Origin of the sequence: Halomonas sp. 3A7M (assembly GCF_014897875.1) — a bacterium.
Lineage (GTDB): Bacteria > Pseudomonadota > Gammaproteobacteria > Pseudomonadales > Halomonadaceae > Vreelandella.
The window spans coordinates 47,624-61,960 of record NZ_JABUZD010000166.1; the positions used below are offsets into that span (position 1 = coordinate 47,624).

Consider the following 14,337-nt stretch of genomic DNA (forward strand, 5'->3'; position numbering starts at 1 on the left):
TTACCGCTTAAACGCCTTGTAGTAGACGCAACACAGACAACCATTTACTCAGATTCGCTTTCGCTGTTGCGTTCACGCTGAATGCGTTGGTAAATCTCTTCACGGTGAACCGCAACGTCTTTTGGTGCGTTAACACCAATACGTACTTGATTACCTTTCACACCTAACACTGTAACGGTGATCTCATCACCTATCATCAGTGTTTCGCCGACACGGCGGGTTAGGATGAGCATGGCTGATCTCCTTCTCAGACGTTTTTATACAACGGGATGTGTCCGCTCAAAGCGGCACCACACTATTATGCGGTATGGGTGCCGCCACCACCAATGGCTCAAGCTCCTATGACACCCTAACCTCCCGTTGAAAGAAAGCTCACCACCACACGGCAGCAAGTATCCTTCAGCGTAGAAGGTTTAGTGCGCAATTGTTATTCAGATTCGATATCAGACCTATCTAAACCGAATGCTTTGTGCAAGGCATTAACCGCAAGCTCCATATGCTTTTCATCAATAACGACGGAAATTTTAATTTCAGACGTGGAAACCATACGGATATTGACGTTCTCGTCGGCCAAAACACGGAACATTTTAGAAGCAACACCGGCATGAGAGCGCATACCAACACCCACAAGCGATACTTTGGCAATGTTGTCATCGCCACGTAGCTCGCCGCCACCCAAGTCAGGAATTACTGTCTCTTCAAGTAACTTCTTGGTCGCTTTGTAATCGCCTTTAGCAACGGTAAAGGTGAAGTCGGTGTAATCACCAGCAGGCGCCACGTTTTGCACAATCATATCGACTTCGATATTGGCATCGGCGATAGGACCAAGAATACGCGACGCGACACCTGGCACATCAGGCGTATTCAACAGGGTTAATTTAGCTTCGTTTTTAGTAAAAGCGATACCGGAGATTAGCGGTTCTTCCATAGCGTCCTCGTCTTGGTCTGCGTCTGCAACAATTAGGGTGCCGGGGCCATCTTCAAAGCTCGACAGCACGCGAAGTGGTACGTTGTACTTGCCCGCAAATTCGACGGCGCGAATCTGTAGAACTTTGGAGCCCAGGCTTGCGAGTTCAAGCATCTCTTCCACGGTAATGCTCTCAAGGCGCTGAGCCTTGGAACACACGCGAGGGTCTGTGGTGTAAACACCATCAACATCGGTGTATATCTGACACTCATCAGCACCAAGCGCCGCAGCAAGCGCAACACCTGTGGTATCAGAACCACCACGCCCAAGCGTCGTAATATTGCCGTCTTCATCGACACCCTGGAAGCCAGCCACCACAACCACTTTGCCTTTATCAAGGTCAGCTTTCAGGTCATCGGTTTCAATGCGCCGAATACGTGCTTTGGTGTGGGCGCTATCGGTGTGAATGCCGACTTGAGCCCCCGTATGAGAAGTAGCAGAAACACCTATCTGCTGAAGCGCCATTGCCATCAGCGAAATGGTCACCTGCTCGCCCGTTGAGAGCAGCATGTCCATTTCACGCGGCGCTGGGTCATCATTGATTGCGTTTGCCATATCCGTCAGGCGGTTGGTCTCTCCGCTCATCGCGGACACCACCACTACAACTTGGTGGCCTTGATCGCGAAAGCCTTTAACCTTTTCCGCCACGGCCTTGATACGGTCGACAGAGCCCACAGAGGTGCCGCCGAACTTCTGTACGTATAATGCCATATGCCGTTTTTTCCTATAGGTTCGGGAATGGAGAGTGAGTATTGTTATTGCTATTTAACAAAAAGCCGGTAGCAAATAGTGCCACCGGCCTTTGTAATTAGCTAAGCGTATTTTCCAGCCAAGCCGGCACGCTGCTTAATGCTGCTGGCAAGGCATCGGGTAAACTTCCACCCGCTTGAGCCATATCCGGGCGACCACCACCCTTTCCACCTACCTGCGAAGCCACATGATTGACTAATTCACCCGCTTTTACGCGGCCGATTAAGTCCTGGGTAACCCCAGCAATCAAGCTCACCTTACCTGCCGCGGTATCCGCAACCCCAAGCAGGATAACGCCTGAGCCAAGCTTGTTTTTCAACTGATCAAGTACGCCACGTAAATCTTTACCCGAAACACCCTCAAGCTGGGTGACCAGTAACTTAACACCGTTGATCTCTTGCACCTGGCTAAGCATGTCACTGCCCGCAGCGCTTGCCAGCTTCGCTTTAAGTTGCTCAAGCTCTTTTTCCAGCGCGCGGTTACGCTCAACCAGCGATTCAACCCGAGCTTCCACTTGCTCGGGCTTGGTTTTCAGTCGTTCGCCAAGCCGCTGAACACGAGCTTCCTGCTCACGGAAGTAAGCCAGCGCATTTTCACCGGTAATCGCTTCAATACGACGCACGCCAGAAGCGATACCTACTTCGCTCACCACATGGCAACAACCAATATCACCACTACGGTTCACGTGAGTACCACCACACAGCTCGATAGAGAGGTCATCAGCGCCAATGGTCAGCACCCGCACGTTATCGGCATACTTAGCTTCAAATAGCGCGGCCGCCCCTTTTGCCTTCGCCTCTGCAAGGCTCATCTGCTCCGTTTTGGTCGGCGCATTCGCTAAGATCTGCTCATTTACCAGCCGCTCTACTTCCGCTATTTGCTCTGCGGTCATCGGCTCGAAGTGGCTAAAGTCAAAGCGCAGGCGCTCTGCGTTTACCAGTGAGCCTTTTTGCTGAACATGATCACCCAGCACCATACGCAGTGCTTTATGCAGCAAGTGAGTCGCCGAGTGATTACGGATGGTCGCGCTACGCAAGCTGGCATCCACCTCGCCTCGCACGTTAGCGCCGACGCTCAACGCGCCATCGACCATAATGCCTTGGTGAAGGTGGTGGCCACTCTGTTTCTGCGTGTCGGTTACCTGGAAGCGACCGCCATCAACATATAAGTAACCGGTGTCGCCCACCTGGCCGCCCGATTCACCATAGAATGGCGTACGGTCCAGTACAACAGTGCCTTTCTGGCCAGCTTCCAGAGCCGCTAACGCATTACCTTCGCTATCCACGATGGCAGTAACTGTCGCTTGGTCGGCCAGATGTTCGTAACCTGTAAACTGGGTTTCACCCTCCAGGTCAATAGCAGCGCTGTAGTCAGCGCCAAACTGGCTGGCCGCCCGCGCACGTTCACGTTGCGCTTCTAGCTCGCGCTGAAAACCGGCTTCATCCAGTGTGACTTCACGCTCACGGCATACATCCGCCGTCAGGTCGAAGGGGAAACCGTAGGTATCGTAAAGCTTAAAGACGGTTTCGCCAGGTAGCATGTCACCCTGCAGCTCTTCAAGCGCCGCATTCAACAGCCCCATGCCATGGTCCAACGTGCGAGCAAACTGCTCCTCTTCTTTAAGCAGCACGCGGGTAATTTGTTCGCTCGCTTCACGCAATTCAGGATAGGCGTCGCCCATCTCAGCATCTAGTGCGGTTACCAGCTTGTGGAAAAACGGCTCGGAAGCACCCAGTTTATGCCCATGGCGAATCGCCCGGCGAATAATCCGACGTAGCACATAGCCGCGCCCTTCGTTGGAAGGCAGAACGCCGTCTGTAATCAAGAAGGCACAAGAGCGAATATGGTCGGCAATCACGCGTAACGAAGGCGTCGTGGTGTCACCATGGCCTGTCGATTCAGCAGCAGCTTTCAGCAGGTTTTGGAACAGATCGATCTCGTAGTTGGAGTGAACGCCCTGCATTACAGCAGCCACCCGCTCCAAGCCCATTCCCGTATCGATAGAAGGCTTAGGCAGCGGATTCAATGTTCCAGCGGCATCACGATCGAACTGCATGAACACCAGGTTCCAGATTTCGATGTAGCGATCGCCATCTTCTTCAGGGCTGCCAGGCGGGCCACCCCATACTTCTGGACCATGATCAAAAAAGATTTCAGAGCTGGGGCCACAAGGACCGGTGTCGCCCATTTGCCAGAAATTATCTTCATCAAGCTTTGAGAAACGCTCAGGGTCAATGCCAATCTCATCTTTCCAGATACGCTCGGCTTCATCGTCACTGATATGCACCGTGACCCAGAGCTTCTCTTTGGGCAGGCCCAACGTTTCCGTCAGAAATGTCCAGGCAAAGCGAATGGCATCACGCTTAAAGTAGTCACCAAAGCTGAAGTTACCCAGCATTTCAAAAAACGTGTGGTGACGCGCCGTGTAGCCAACGTTATCTAGATCGTTGTGCTTACCGCCAGCACGCACGCAGCGCTGGGCTGACGTGGCGCGTACATAGGGTCGCGGGTCACGGCCAAGAAAAACGTCTTTGAAGGGCACCATGCCTGCATTGGTGAAGAGCAGCGTCGGGTCATTGCCCGGCACTAGAGAGCTGGTGGGCACAATAGTATGCCCCTGCTTTTCAAAAAAAGATAAAAAGGCCTGTCTGATCTCTGCGCTTTTCATAGGGTATCCGTGACAAGAAAGCATGATGCCCCAGGGCGCTATCGCCGCCACCCGCTGGGGTCGCAAAAGGTGCATTATAACGCAGTTGTCAAACGACTAAAGCCGCAGTTAGTGGCAGAACTAAAACAGAGGGTGAAAAAACACCCGGAGAAGGCTTATATAAGGGAAGTTACAAGCAAGACAACGCGTAGCGGATTTGTTCAAAATTAAAGCCGCGTGTGGCGAGAAAACGCTCGCGTTTAGCACGCTCTTTGGGAGTATCACCTGGCGAGGAAAAGCGCCGAGCCAAGGTATCGCGAGCTAGCTCAAACCAATCTACGGCCTCGCGCTCTTCTACTGTGGCAAAAGCCGTCGTTGACGTTTCTTGATCTACGCCCCGCAGGCGCAGTTCGCCCTTAATGCGAATAACCCCTTGCCCACGAAGAATCCGTGAACGTATAAAGCTTTCAGCAAAACGTTCATCGGACTGTAAGTTCTGCTCTTCTAAGCTATTCAGACAGACATCAATCTCATCAGGCTGAAATGATTTTTGCTGCAACTTGCGCGCTAGCTCAGCACGAGAGTACTCGCGCCGAGACAGCATTTGAATCGCTACTTCACGCGGCGTTAACTCACCGCTGGAAGAAAACATAGCGTTTACTCAACGGTTTAGAGAACAGCATCATAAAGAGGCTTACAGCAAATCATCATCGCTCTCAGCGGCAACATCTGCCTCAGGAGCTTCTTCTTTTTTTACATCCGGGGGAGCAAGCAGTTGCGCTCGGATTTGCGCTTCAATCTCTTCCATGGTTTCAGGGTGCTCTTCTAAATACTGAGCTGCATTGGCTTTGCCCTGACCAATCTTTTTGCCTTTATAGCTGTACCACGCGCCCGCCTTGTCTACCAAGCTGCACTGGACGCCCAGATCAATCACCTCGCCCGCATGGTAGATACCCTTACCGTAGAGAATTTGGAACTCAGCCTGGCGGAATGGCGGCGCCACTTTGTTTTTAACTACCTTCACACGGGTTTCGTTACCAGTAACTTCATCACCCGATTTTACGGAGCCTGTACGCCGAATATCCAGGCGTACGCTGGCGTAGAATTTAAGCGCATTACCGCCGGTCGTGGTTTCGGGCGAACCGAACATTACGCCGATCTTCATGCGGATCTGGTTGATAAACACCACTAAACAATTGGCGTTTTTGATATTACCGGTAATTTTACGCAATGCCTGAGACATTAAGCGTGCTTGAAGACCAACGTGGGAGTCGCCCATTTCGCCTTCGATTTCAGCACGCGGCGTTAATGCAGCCACGGAGTCGATCACGATCACATCTACCCCGCCGGACCGTACCAACATGTCGGTAATTTCCAGCGCTTGCTCACCGGTATCAGGCTGGGAAACCAGCAAGTCGTCTAGATTAACCCCGAGCTTTTCTGCATAGCTTGGGTCCAGAGCGTGCTCTGCATCGACGAACGCACATACTTTGCCCTGTTTTTGCGCCTGCGCAATGACTGACAGGGTCAGAGTCGTTTTACCTGATGACTCTGGGCCATAAATTTCACATACGCGCCCAAACGGCAACCCGCCGATACCAAGCGCAATATCAAGCCCCAATGAACCGGTGGAGACAGACGGCATTATTACGCGCGGTGCATCGCCAAGGCGCATAACGGTCCCCTTACCAAACTGGCGATCAATCTGGCTAAGTGCAGCATTTAGCGCTTTGGTGCGGTTGTCATCCTGAGCCATGCAGAAATTCCTCATTACAAACTGTATAATTAGCCAGTAGTATGCCAAAGATTAGCGGCTAAACAAATCCTCAGCACCATATTTAATGTTTATTTCTTTTCACTGCCGTTGGCCTGGGCCGTCAAGCGCGCAACTAGGCCTGCCAATGCTTCACGTACGGCTTGTTCGCGTACCGCCTGTCGGTCGCCGTGAAAGTGGAAACACGCTGCCTGTTGGCTTTCTGCACTGCCCCAGGAAAGCCATACGGTACCAACAGGCTTCTCTTGACTGCCACCATCAGGGCCCGCCACCCCACTGACGGCAACCGCTAAATCAGCCCCACTTGCTAAGCAAGCCCCCTTAACCATTGCATTAACTACTTGCTCGCTGACCGCGCCATGGGCTTCGATAAGCGTCTCGGGCACATCCAACATACGCGTTTTAGCAGCATTGGAGTAGGTTACGTAGCCTGCTGTAAAATACGCAGAGCTACCTGCCACAGAGGTAATTGCGCTGGCGATACCGCCGCCTGTACAGGACTCTGCTGTGGAAACTTCAACCCCAAGCTGCTGACACAGCCTTCCCAACCGCTGAGCGAGCAGTGATAGGTCAAGATTCTTCAGGCTTGAAACGCTAGGTGCCATGGTGACTCCTTCATGTGAGACCTCAGTTCAGCGTAGAATACCGTGTTTAACTTTCTCAAAGAAATTGCTCAAAGAAATTGCCCAAAGAAGTCGTTTAAAGTAACTGCCAAAGAACATGCCGCAAGCTGAGACTGCTTGCGCAACGCTCAACCAGGACGCCCATGTCACAGGCCAGCCCCGCTCATACGCCAATGATGGCGCAATATCTTAAGATCAAACGCGATCACCCAGAGGTACTTCTGTTTTACCGGATGGGGGATTTTTACGAGCTATTTTTCGATGATGCCAAGCGCGCCGCAATGCTGCTGGATATCACCCTTACCCAGCGCGGCCAATCAGGCGGTAAACCTATTCCTATGGCAGGCGTGCCCTACCATAGCGCTGAAGGCTATTTAGCCCGTTTGGTGTCAGCTGGTGAATCCGTCGCTATCTGCGAGCAAATCGGCGACCCTGCCACAAGCAAAGGCCCCGTTGATCGACAAGTAGTGCGCATTGTCACCCCTGGCACGCTTCACGATGAAGCCTTACTGGATGCTCGCCGAGATAACGTGCTGGTCGCTGTTGCGCCCGGCAAAGATGGCTGGGGCCTTGCATGGCTGGAGCTTTCTAGTGGGCGCTTCAATGTCTTGGAAGTAGAAAGTGAAGCCGAGATGCAGGCAGAGCTAACCCGCCTGTCGCCTGCCGAACTGTTAGTGCCCGAAAGCTTGACCTTGCCCGACGCATGGTCACAAAAGCGCAGCCTAAGACGCCAAGGGGAGTGGCTGTTTGACTTAGACAGCGCCACGCGCAGCCTGTGCGATCAATTTGAAGTCCAGGATTTACGCGGCTTTGGTTGTGCGCACTTAACCAGCGCACTCATCGCGGCGGGCGTACTAATCGATTATGCCCGAGACACCCAACGTTCACGACTGCCCCACGTAACGGCCATTAGCGTCGAAAACCGCGATGATGCCGTAGTGATTGACGCGGCCAGTCGGCGCAATCTGGAAATTGATATTAATCTCGGCGGCAACAGCGATAACACCCTGGCCAGCGTGTTAGACACCTGCACCACCGCGATGGGTTCGCGATTACTAAAGCGCTGGCTTAACCGCCCGCTGCGCCAGCGTAATGTCGTGGAAGGACGTCACGCTGGCGTGGCGTTGCTCTCTATTGAAGCAGCTTACCTACCGCTACGCGATACGTTGAGTGATGTAGGCGACGTCGAGCGCATCCTGGCCCGCGTCGCACTGTATAGCGCGCGCCCTCGGGATTTGGCGCGCCTGCGCGACGCCCTGGTAACGCTACCCGCACTTGAGCAATTGCTAAGCGAAATTGATAGTGGTAGCGCTATCGATGGTCTTAAACCTCACATTCGCCCCTACCCAGAAATAGCCGATACCTTAACTCGCGCGTTGGTTGAGAATCCTCCGGTAGTCATTCGCGATGGCGGCGTGATTGCGAACGGCTTTGACGCCGAGCTAGATGAGCACCGTGGCATGGCTGAGAATGCCGGTGAGTACTTAGTGCAGTTGGAGCTGCGCGAGCGCGAACGCACTGGCCTGGCCAATTTAAAAGTCGGCTATAACCGGGTTCATGGCTACTTTATTGAACTACCTCGCTCTCAGGCTCAGCAGGCGCCCGCCGACTACATCCGTCGTCAAACGCTAAAAAATGCTGAACGCTTTATTATTCCAGAACTTAAAGAGTTTGAAGATAAAGCACTCTCGGCCAAGTCCAGAGCCCTCACGCGTGAGAAGTGGCTCTACGAACGCCTGATGGGTGAGCTCAACGCGGCGCTTCACGCACTGCAAAACACCTCGCGGGCATTGGCTGAACTTGACGTACTCTGCGCCTTTGCCGAGCGTGCTGAGGCACTCAATTGGGTAAGGCCCCAGCTACGGGATGCCACTGGCCTTAGAATTACCGCTGGACGGCACCCCGTGGTCGAACATGTCAGCGATACACCGTTTGTGCCCAACGATGTCACGCTAACACCTGATCAGCACATGCTGATTATCACCGGCCCCAACATGGGCGGTAAATCAACCTATATGCGCCAGACCGCGCTCATCGCGCTGTTGGCGCATAGCGGCAGCTTCGTACCCGCCGATAGCGCTGAAATAGGCCCTGTAGATCGTATTTTTACCCGCATAGGCTCGTCAGATGATCTAGCGGGTGGTCGCTCTACATTTATGGTAGAAATGACCGAAACCGCTAATATTTTGCACAATGCTACCGAACATAGCTTGGTGTTAATGGATGAGATTGGCCGTGGTACCAGCACTTTTGACGGCCTTTCACTGGCCTGGGCAAGTGCTGAATACCTAGCCGAAGCAAAGGCACTCACCCTATTTGCCACGCACTATTTTGAAATGACCGCACTGCCGGAACAAGCCGAGGGTGTGGCAAATATTCACCTAACAGCCACCGAGCACGGCGACAGCATCGTGTTTATGCACCGTATCGAAGCGGGTCCTGCGAGTCAGAGCTATGGCTTACAGGTAGCCCAGTTGGCAGGTGTTCCCAACCATGTGATACGCAGAGCCCGTGAAAAACTAATGGCCCTCGAGCAGCGCGATGTGGATGAGTTGCAGCGCCCAAGCGGCGCTTCTACAGCACCGCAACAAAACGACTTGTTCGCCAGCGCACCGCACCCGGTGGTGGAAGCGTTAGGCAAGGCCGATGTAGACGATTTAACACCCCGCGAAGCGCTAGCGCTGCTATATCAGTGGCGAGAGCTACTGTAATGGTATGAAAGGAAAGCCATGAGCGCTTGCCGCCGCGTAAGGGCACCACTAGAATGTCGCCCATACTGTTTTATCTTATAAGAAACGGCCGATTTATAACCATTAACTATTGACCACGACCGGGAAGCTCCCGGTCCCGCAAGAGGGATAGCAAGATGACGTTTGTCGTTACCGAGAACTGCATCCAGTGCAAATACACCGACTGTGTTGAAGTCTGCCCGGTCGACTGCTTCTACGAAGGCCCCAACTTCCTGGTCATTCACCCAGACGAGTGTATTGACTGCGCCCTGTGTGAACCGGAGTGCCCCGCAGAAGCTATCTTCTCAGAAGATGAGCTACCGGATGGCCAAGAGCAGTTTATAGAAATTAATGCTGAATTAGCCGATGTATGGCCGAATATTGCCGAGAAAAAAGATCCGCTGCCCGATGCAGAAGAGTGGGATGGCAAAACAGGTAAGCTGGAGAAGCTCGAACGCTAATCTTAGAAGCCACGCATTTTCAGACCAGCGTTCGCGCTGGTTTTTTTGTGTGCCACGGGCTGGGCATACAAAAAAAGGCGGCCCGTAGGCCGCCCGCTCCAAGCACTTCCTCTGACCACTCCCTGTGTCAAACTCCTCAGATAACATCCTTGCCAGAACCCACATCACTGTGTCACCTAGCGTATCTGACCTGCATCCCGTTGCATCCTGCCTGAAGCATCCTTGCCTCCCCTGTCCTGAATGCATTGTGGCAGAAAGCCATCACAACTCAAGCAGACCAAAACGGCAACGGGCGAGCCACTGCGGCTCGCCCGTTATCAAAAACTCATAAAAATCAAAAACATAAACTAAAACAAAAAAGCAATTAAGCGATTAGCGCCGGCATTTGTAAGATATCTCTTACAAAATCTTGAGACATCTCTTACACGCCGACGCCCATTTGCGCTTACTGCCCTTTAATGGCTTTCAAGCCAGGGTAAGCCACATCGCCCAACTCCGCTTCGATGACGAGCAGGCGGTTATATTTCGCGACGCGGTCGGAACGACACAGAGAGCCCGTTTTAATTTGGCCTGCACAAGTGCCCACGGCCAAATCGGCAATCGTGGTATCTTCAGTTTCACCACTACGGTGTGAAATAACCGCGGTAAAACCAGCGTCCTGGGCCATTTTGATCGCATCCAGCGTTTCAGACAGCGAGCCAATCTGGTTGAATTTGATCAGAATCGAATTACCAATTTGCTCGTCGATACCACGCTTAAGAATCTTGGTATTGGTAACAAACAAATCGTCGCCAACCAGCTGTACTTTGTCGCCTAGCTTGTCAGTCAGTGCTTTCCAGCCCGCCCAGTCTGATTCATCCATACCATCTTCGATGGAAACGATCGGATAGTCCGCACAGAGGCCCGCCAGGTAATCGGCAAACCCTTCGGCATCGTAGCTTTTACCTTCGCCGGAAAGGTTGTACTGGCCATCTTTGTAGAACTCGGAAGACGCGCAGTCTAGCGCCAAGGTAACGTCTGTACCCAGTGCGTAACCGGCATCAGCAACAGCTTGCTTAATGATCGCCAGGGCATCTGCGTTAGATGCCAAGTTAGGAGCAAAGCCGCCTTCATCACCCACGGACGTAGAAAGACCTTTAGCAGACAGTACTTTTTTTAGCGCGTGGAAAATTTCCGCACCCATGCGTAGGCCTTCACGGAAGTTTGCCGCGCCTACTGGCTGTACCATGAATTCCTGGATATCAACGTTATTATCGGCGTGCTCACCACCGTTAAGAATGTTCATCATCGGTACCGGCATGCTGTACTGCCCCGGCTGGCCATAAAGCTCGGCAATGTGCGCATATAGCGGCACACCTTTAGCGTTGGCAGCGGCTTTAGCGGCAGCCAGCGACACCGCCAGAATGGCGTTCGCACCCAGATTCGCCTTATTTTCAGTGCCATCCAGGGCTAGCATTGCGTCGTCCAGCCCACGCTGATCACGCGCATCCATTCCCAACAACGCAGCACTGATTTTGCCATTCACGGCCTCAACGGCTTTTAAAACGCCTTTGCCAAGGTAGCGTGTCTTGTCGCCATCGCGCAGCTCGAGCGCTTCGCGGGAGCCTGTAGAAGCACCGCTTGGCGCACATGCTTCACCTACGGCGCCACTCTCCAGGCGAACCATGGCCTGAACGGTCGGGTTTCCGCGGGAATCGAGCACTTCTAGTGCGCTGATTTCAACAATTTTGGTCATAACAGTGTCCTTTGGTTGTCAGTCTAATGGATGATTGTGGGTCCAATGTATACCATATTTGCCGTCGCGGTTAACGGATGGTCAAAGGCGTAAACCCCTTCACCAAGGCATCTAGCTGCGAAAGCTGAGTCAAAAATGGCTCTAATTGATCTAATGGCAGTGCGCAGGGTCCATCGCACTTAGCATTATCTGGGTCAGGGTGGGCTTCCAGGAAGATCCCCGCCAAACCAACGGCCACACCCGCACGAGCCAACTCTGCCACTTGGGCTCGACGGCCATCGGCACTGTCCGCACGGCCACCTGGGCGCTGCAAGGCATGGGTGACATCGAAAAACACCGGGTAACCGGTCTGTTTCATATCGCCAACGCCCAGCATATCCACCACTAGGTTGTTGTAGCCGAAGCTGGTACCACGCTCGCATAGCATCAAACGGTCGTTACCGGCTTCCTGAAACTTAGTGAGGATATGGCGCATTTCGTGAGGTGCTAGAAACTGCGGTTTTTTGATATTAATCGCCGCGCCGGTGTTAGCCATCGCCACCACTAGATCGGTCTGGCGGGCAAGAAACGCTGGCAACTGAATTATGTCAGCGACTTCTGCCGCAGGCTCTGCCTGCCAAGGCTCATGAACGTCGGTAATGATGGGCACACCATAGCGCGCTTTAATATCCGCTAGGATCTGCAAACCTTTTTCTATCCCAGGCCCACGATAAGAGTGGATAGAACTACGGTTCGCTTTATCAAAGCTTGCCTTAAAGACATAAGGCATCCCGAGCTTTTGCGTCACATTAACGTAAGCCTGCGCCACTTCATCAGCAAGCGACGCTGACTCCAGCACATTCATGCCGCCCAATAACATTAGCGGCAAAGAATTGCCGGCGGTTAGGCCGGCAACGTTAATATGACGCTCTGGAAAGGATGATTGAGAAGTCGAAGCCATGTTATTCGCTCTCCCTCTTATTCCTGAGTCGTTGTATGAGCACGCGTACGTGCCGTTTTGTGCTCTAAGGCAGCATTAACAAACCCAGAGAACAGCGGGTGTCCGTCACGTGGTGTCGAGGTAAACTCCGGATGGAATTGACACGCCACGTACCAAGGGTGGTCAGCCAGCTCGACGACTTCTACCAAGGACTGATCGACGCTCTTGCCAGAAATAACCAGACCTGCCTGCTCTAACTCATCAATAAACTGGTTATTGACTTCAAAGCGGTGGCGATGACGCTCGACAATCTCATCAGCACCGTAGGCTTCGCGAGCTTTGCTTCCGGATTTCAAATGACAGACCTGACCGCCTAGGCGCATGGTGCCGCCTAAGTCAGACGCGGCGTCACGCAGCTCGATCTTACCTTCAGCGTTAATCCACTCGGTAATCAGGCCCACCACGGGGTGCTTGGTGTCGTGGGTAAACTCGGTAGAGTTAGCATCTTCCCAGCCAGCCACGTTGCGGGCAAATTCGATGACCGCGACCTGCATGCCCAAACAAATACCCAGGTAGGGAATGTTGTTTTCACGCGCGAACTGAGCGGTAAGAATTTTGCCTTCCACACCGCGCTCGCCAAAGCCGCCAGGTACCAGGATGGCATCTTTGCCAGCTAACCGCTCGGTACCGTGACGCTCGATATCTTCGGAGTCGATATAGTCGACATTGACCTTAATACGCCCTTGAATGCCTGCGTGAATAAGCGCTTCGTTGAGCGACTTATAGGCGTCCAGCAGCTCCATGTATTTACCGACCATGGCAATGCTTACCGACTTCAGCGGATTCAACTTGGAATCAAGCACCTTGACCCATTCGGAAAGGTCGGCAGGCTCTGCTTCCAGACGCAGCTTATCGCAAACAATGTCATCCAGGCCGTGCTCATGAAGCATCAACGGAATCCGATAAATAGTATCGGCATCCTGTAACGGTACAACGGCACGCTCTTCCACGTTAGTGAACAGGGCGATTTTACGGCGCTCGCTCTCTTCGAGCTCTACTTCGCTACGGCAAATCAAAATATCCGGCTGGATACCAATCGAGCGTAGCTCTTTGACGCTGTGCTGAGTCGGCTTGGTCTTGGTCTCGCCTGCCGTCTTGATATACGGCACCAGCGTAAGGTGCATGTAAATCGCCCGACTAGCGCCAAGCTCACTACGAATCTGACGAATAGACTCTAAGAACGGCAGTGATTCGATATCACCCACCGTGCCACCGATTTCTACCAGCGCCACATCAAAGCCTTCACCGCCAGCATAGACGCGCTGCTTGATTTCATCGGTAATATGCGGGATGACCTGAACGGTACCGCCCAAGTAATCACCACGGCGCTCTTTGCGCAGTACATTTTCGTACACGCGCCCCGTCGTGAAGTTGTTCCCTTGGGTCATTTTGGTGCGAATAAAGCGCTCGTAGTGCCCTAAATCCAAGTCCGTCTCGGCGCCATCTTCGGTGACGAACACCTCGCCGTGCTGGAAAGGACTCATGGTGCCCGGGTCCACGTTGATGTAGGGGTCGAGCTTGAGCATGGTGACCTTAAGGCCGCGGGCCTCTAGAATCGCCGCCAGCGAGGCCGACGCGATGCCCTTGCCAAGAGAGGACACAACGCCGCCGGTCACGAAGATATATCGTGTCATGGAAAACCTGTCGAAACGTGATCAAAAGGCGTAACAGA

11 protein-coding genes are annotated in these 14,337 nt (G+C 53.1%); 2 read left to right on the forward strand and 9 right to left on the reverse strand.

Going from position 1 to position 14,337, the window contains the following annotated elements; translation table 11 throughout:
- Positions 1-44 precede the first annotated feature (44 nt).
- The 6 genes from csrA to INT19_RS16350 all read right to left on the reverse strand — a co-directional run bounded on the left by csrA (position 45) and on the right by INT19_RS16350 (position 6,743).
- Positions 45-233 (reverse strand): carbon storage regulator CsrA, encoded by a 189-nt coding sequence (csrA, locus tag INT19_RS16325; RefSeq protein WP_009722197.1) that lies wholly within the window; start codon positions 231-233, stop codon positions 45-47.
- A 194-nt stretch (positions 234-427) separates the two neighbouring features.
- On the reverse strand, positions 428-1,678 hold the full coding sequence (locus INT19_RS16330; RefSeq protein ID WP_193061508.1) for an aspartate kinase: 1,251 nt from the start codon (positions 1,676-1,678) through the stop codon (positions 428-430).
- A gap of 97 nt (positions 1,679-1,775) precedes the next feature.
- Complete coding sequence (gene alaS, locus INT19_RS16335; RefSeq protein ID WP_193061509.1) at positions 1,776-4,385, reverse strand: alanine--tRNA ligase; 2,610 nt, start codon at positions 4,383-4,385, stop codon at positions 1,776-1,778.
- Between the two features lie 169 nt (positions 4,386-4,554).
- A complete protein-coding gene (locus INT19_RS16340; RefSeq protein WP_193061510.1) occupies positions 4,555-5,016 on the reverse strand; it encodes a regulatory protein RecX in 462 nt (153 codons plus the stop codon).
- A 42-nt stretch (positions 5,017-5,058) separates the two neighbouring features.
- Positions 5,059-6,120, reverse strand: coding sequence for a recombinase RecA (gene recA / locus INT19_RS16345; protein ID WP_193061511.1), 1,062 nt, complete (start codon positions 6,118-6,120; stop codon positions 5,059-5,061).
- 89 nt (positions 6,121-6,209) lie between these two features.
- Positions 6,210-6,743 carry a CinA family protein gene (locus INT19_RS16350; RefSeq protein WP_193061512.1) on the reverse strand — a complete coding sequence of 178 codons (534 nt, stop codon included), beginning with the start codon at positions 6,741-6,743 and terminating at the stop codon, positions 6,210-6,212.
- A 161-nt stretch (positions 6,744-6,904) separates the two neighbouring features.
- Here INT19_RS16350 and mutS point away from each other — a divergent pair, with 161 nt between their 5' ends.
- Both mutS and fdxA read left to right on the forward strand, forming a co-directional pair.
- The gene (gene mutS, locus INT19_RS16355) at positions 6,905-9,472 is read left to right on the forward strand and encodes a DNA mismatch repair protein MutS (protein WP_193061513.1); all 2,568 of its coding nucleotides are present in this window, start codon (positions 6,905-6,907) and stop codon (positions 9,470-9,472) included.
- Positions 9,473-9,627: 155 nt separating this feature from the next.
- Complete coding sequence (fdxA, locus tag INT19_RS16360) at positions 9,628-9,951, forward strand: ferredoxin FdxA (RefSeq protein WP_009722190.1); 324 nt, start codon at positions 9,628-9,630, stop codon at positions 9,949-9,951.
- Positions 9,952-10,396: 445 nt separating this feature from the next.
- On the opposite strand, the gene eno is transcribed toward fdxA, so the two are convergent.
- From eno to INT19_RS16375, 3 genes are all read right to left on the reverse strand, one after another.
- Positions 10,397-11,686, reverse strand: coding sequence for a phosphopyruvate hydratase (gene eno / locus INT19_RS16365; RefSeq protein WP_193061514.1), 1,290 nt, complete (start codon positions 11,684-11,686; stop codon positions 10,397-10,399).
- Between the two features lie 70 nt (positions 11,687-11,756).
- Positions 11,757-12,626, reverse strand: a complete 870-nt coding sequence (kdsA, locus tag INT19_RS16370) for a 3-deoxy-8-phosphooctulonate synthase (protein WP_193061515.1) — start codon at positions 12,624-12,626, stop codon at positions 11,757-11,759.
- A gap of 17 nt (positions 12,627-12,643) precedes the next feature.
- Positions 12,644-14,299, reverse strand: a complete 1,656-nt coding sequence (locus INT19_RS16375; protein ID WP_089039078.1) for a CTP synthase — start codon at positions 14,297-14,299, stop codon at positions 12,644-12,646.
- Positions 14,300-14,337: the final 38 nt, after the last annotated feature.

Excerpts from the sequence above, each read along its gene's own strand:
- alaS (WP_193061509.1), bottom strand. The coding sequence starts at position 4,385 with ATGAAAAGCGCAGAGATCAGACAGGCCTTTTTATCTTTTTTTGAAAAG.
- kdsA (WP_193061515.1), bottom strand. The coding sequence starts at position 12,626 with ATGGCTTCGACTTCTCAATCATCCTTTCCAGAGCGTCATATTAACGTT.
- INT19_RS16340 (WP_193061510.1), bottom strand. The coding sequence starts at position 5,016 with ATGTTTTCTTCCAGCGGTGAGTTAACGCCGCGTGAAGTAGCGATTCAA.
- INT19_RS16350 (WP_193061512.1), bottom strand. The coding sequence starts at position 6,743 with ATGGCACCTAGCGTTTCAAGCCTGAAGAATCTTGACCTATCACTGCTC.
- recA (WP_193061511.1), bottom strand. The coding sequence starts at position 6,120 with ATGGCTCAGGATGACAACCGCACCAAAGCGCTAAATGCTGCACTTAGC.
- INT19_RS16375 (WP_089039078.1), bottom strand. The coding sequence starts at position 14,299 with ATGACACGATATATCTTCGTGACCGGCGGCGTTGTGTCCTCTCTTGGC.
- fdxA (WP_009722190.1), top strand. The coding sequence starts at position 9,628 with ATGACGTTTGTCGTTACCGAGAACTGCATCCAGTGCAAATACACCGAC.
- mutS (WP_193061513.1), top strand. The coding sequence starts at position 6,905 with ATGTCACAGGCCAGCCCCGCTCATACGCCAATGATGGCGCAATATCTT.
- INT19_RS16330 (WP_193061508.1), bottom strand. The coding sequence starts at position 1,678 with ATGGCATTATACGTACAGAAGTTCGGCGGCACCTCTGTGGGCTCTGTC.
- eno (WP_193061514.1), bottom strand. The coding sequence starts at position 11,686 with ATGACCAAAATTGTTGAAATCAGCGCACTAGAAGTGCTCGATTCCCGC.
- csrA (WP_009722197.1), bottom strand. The coding sequence starts at position 233 with ATGCTCATCCTAACCCGCCGTGTCGGCGAAACACTGATGATAGGTGAT.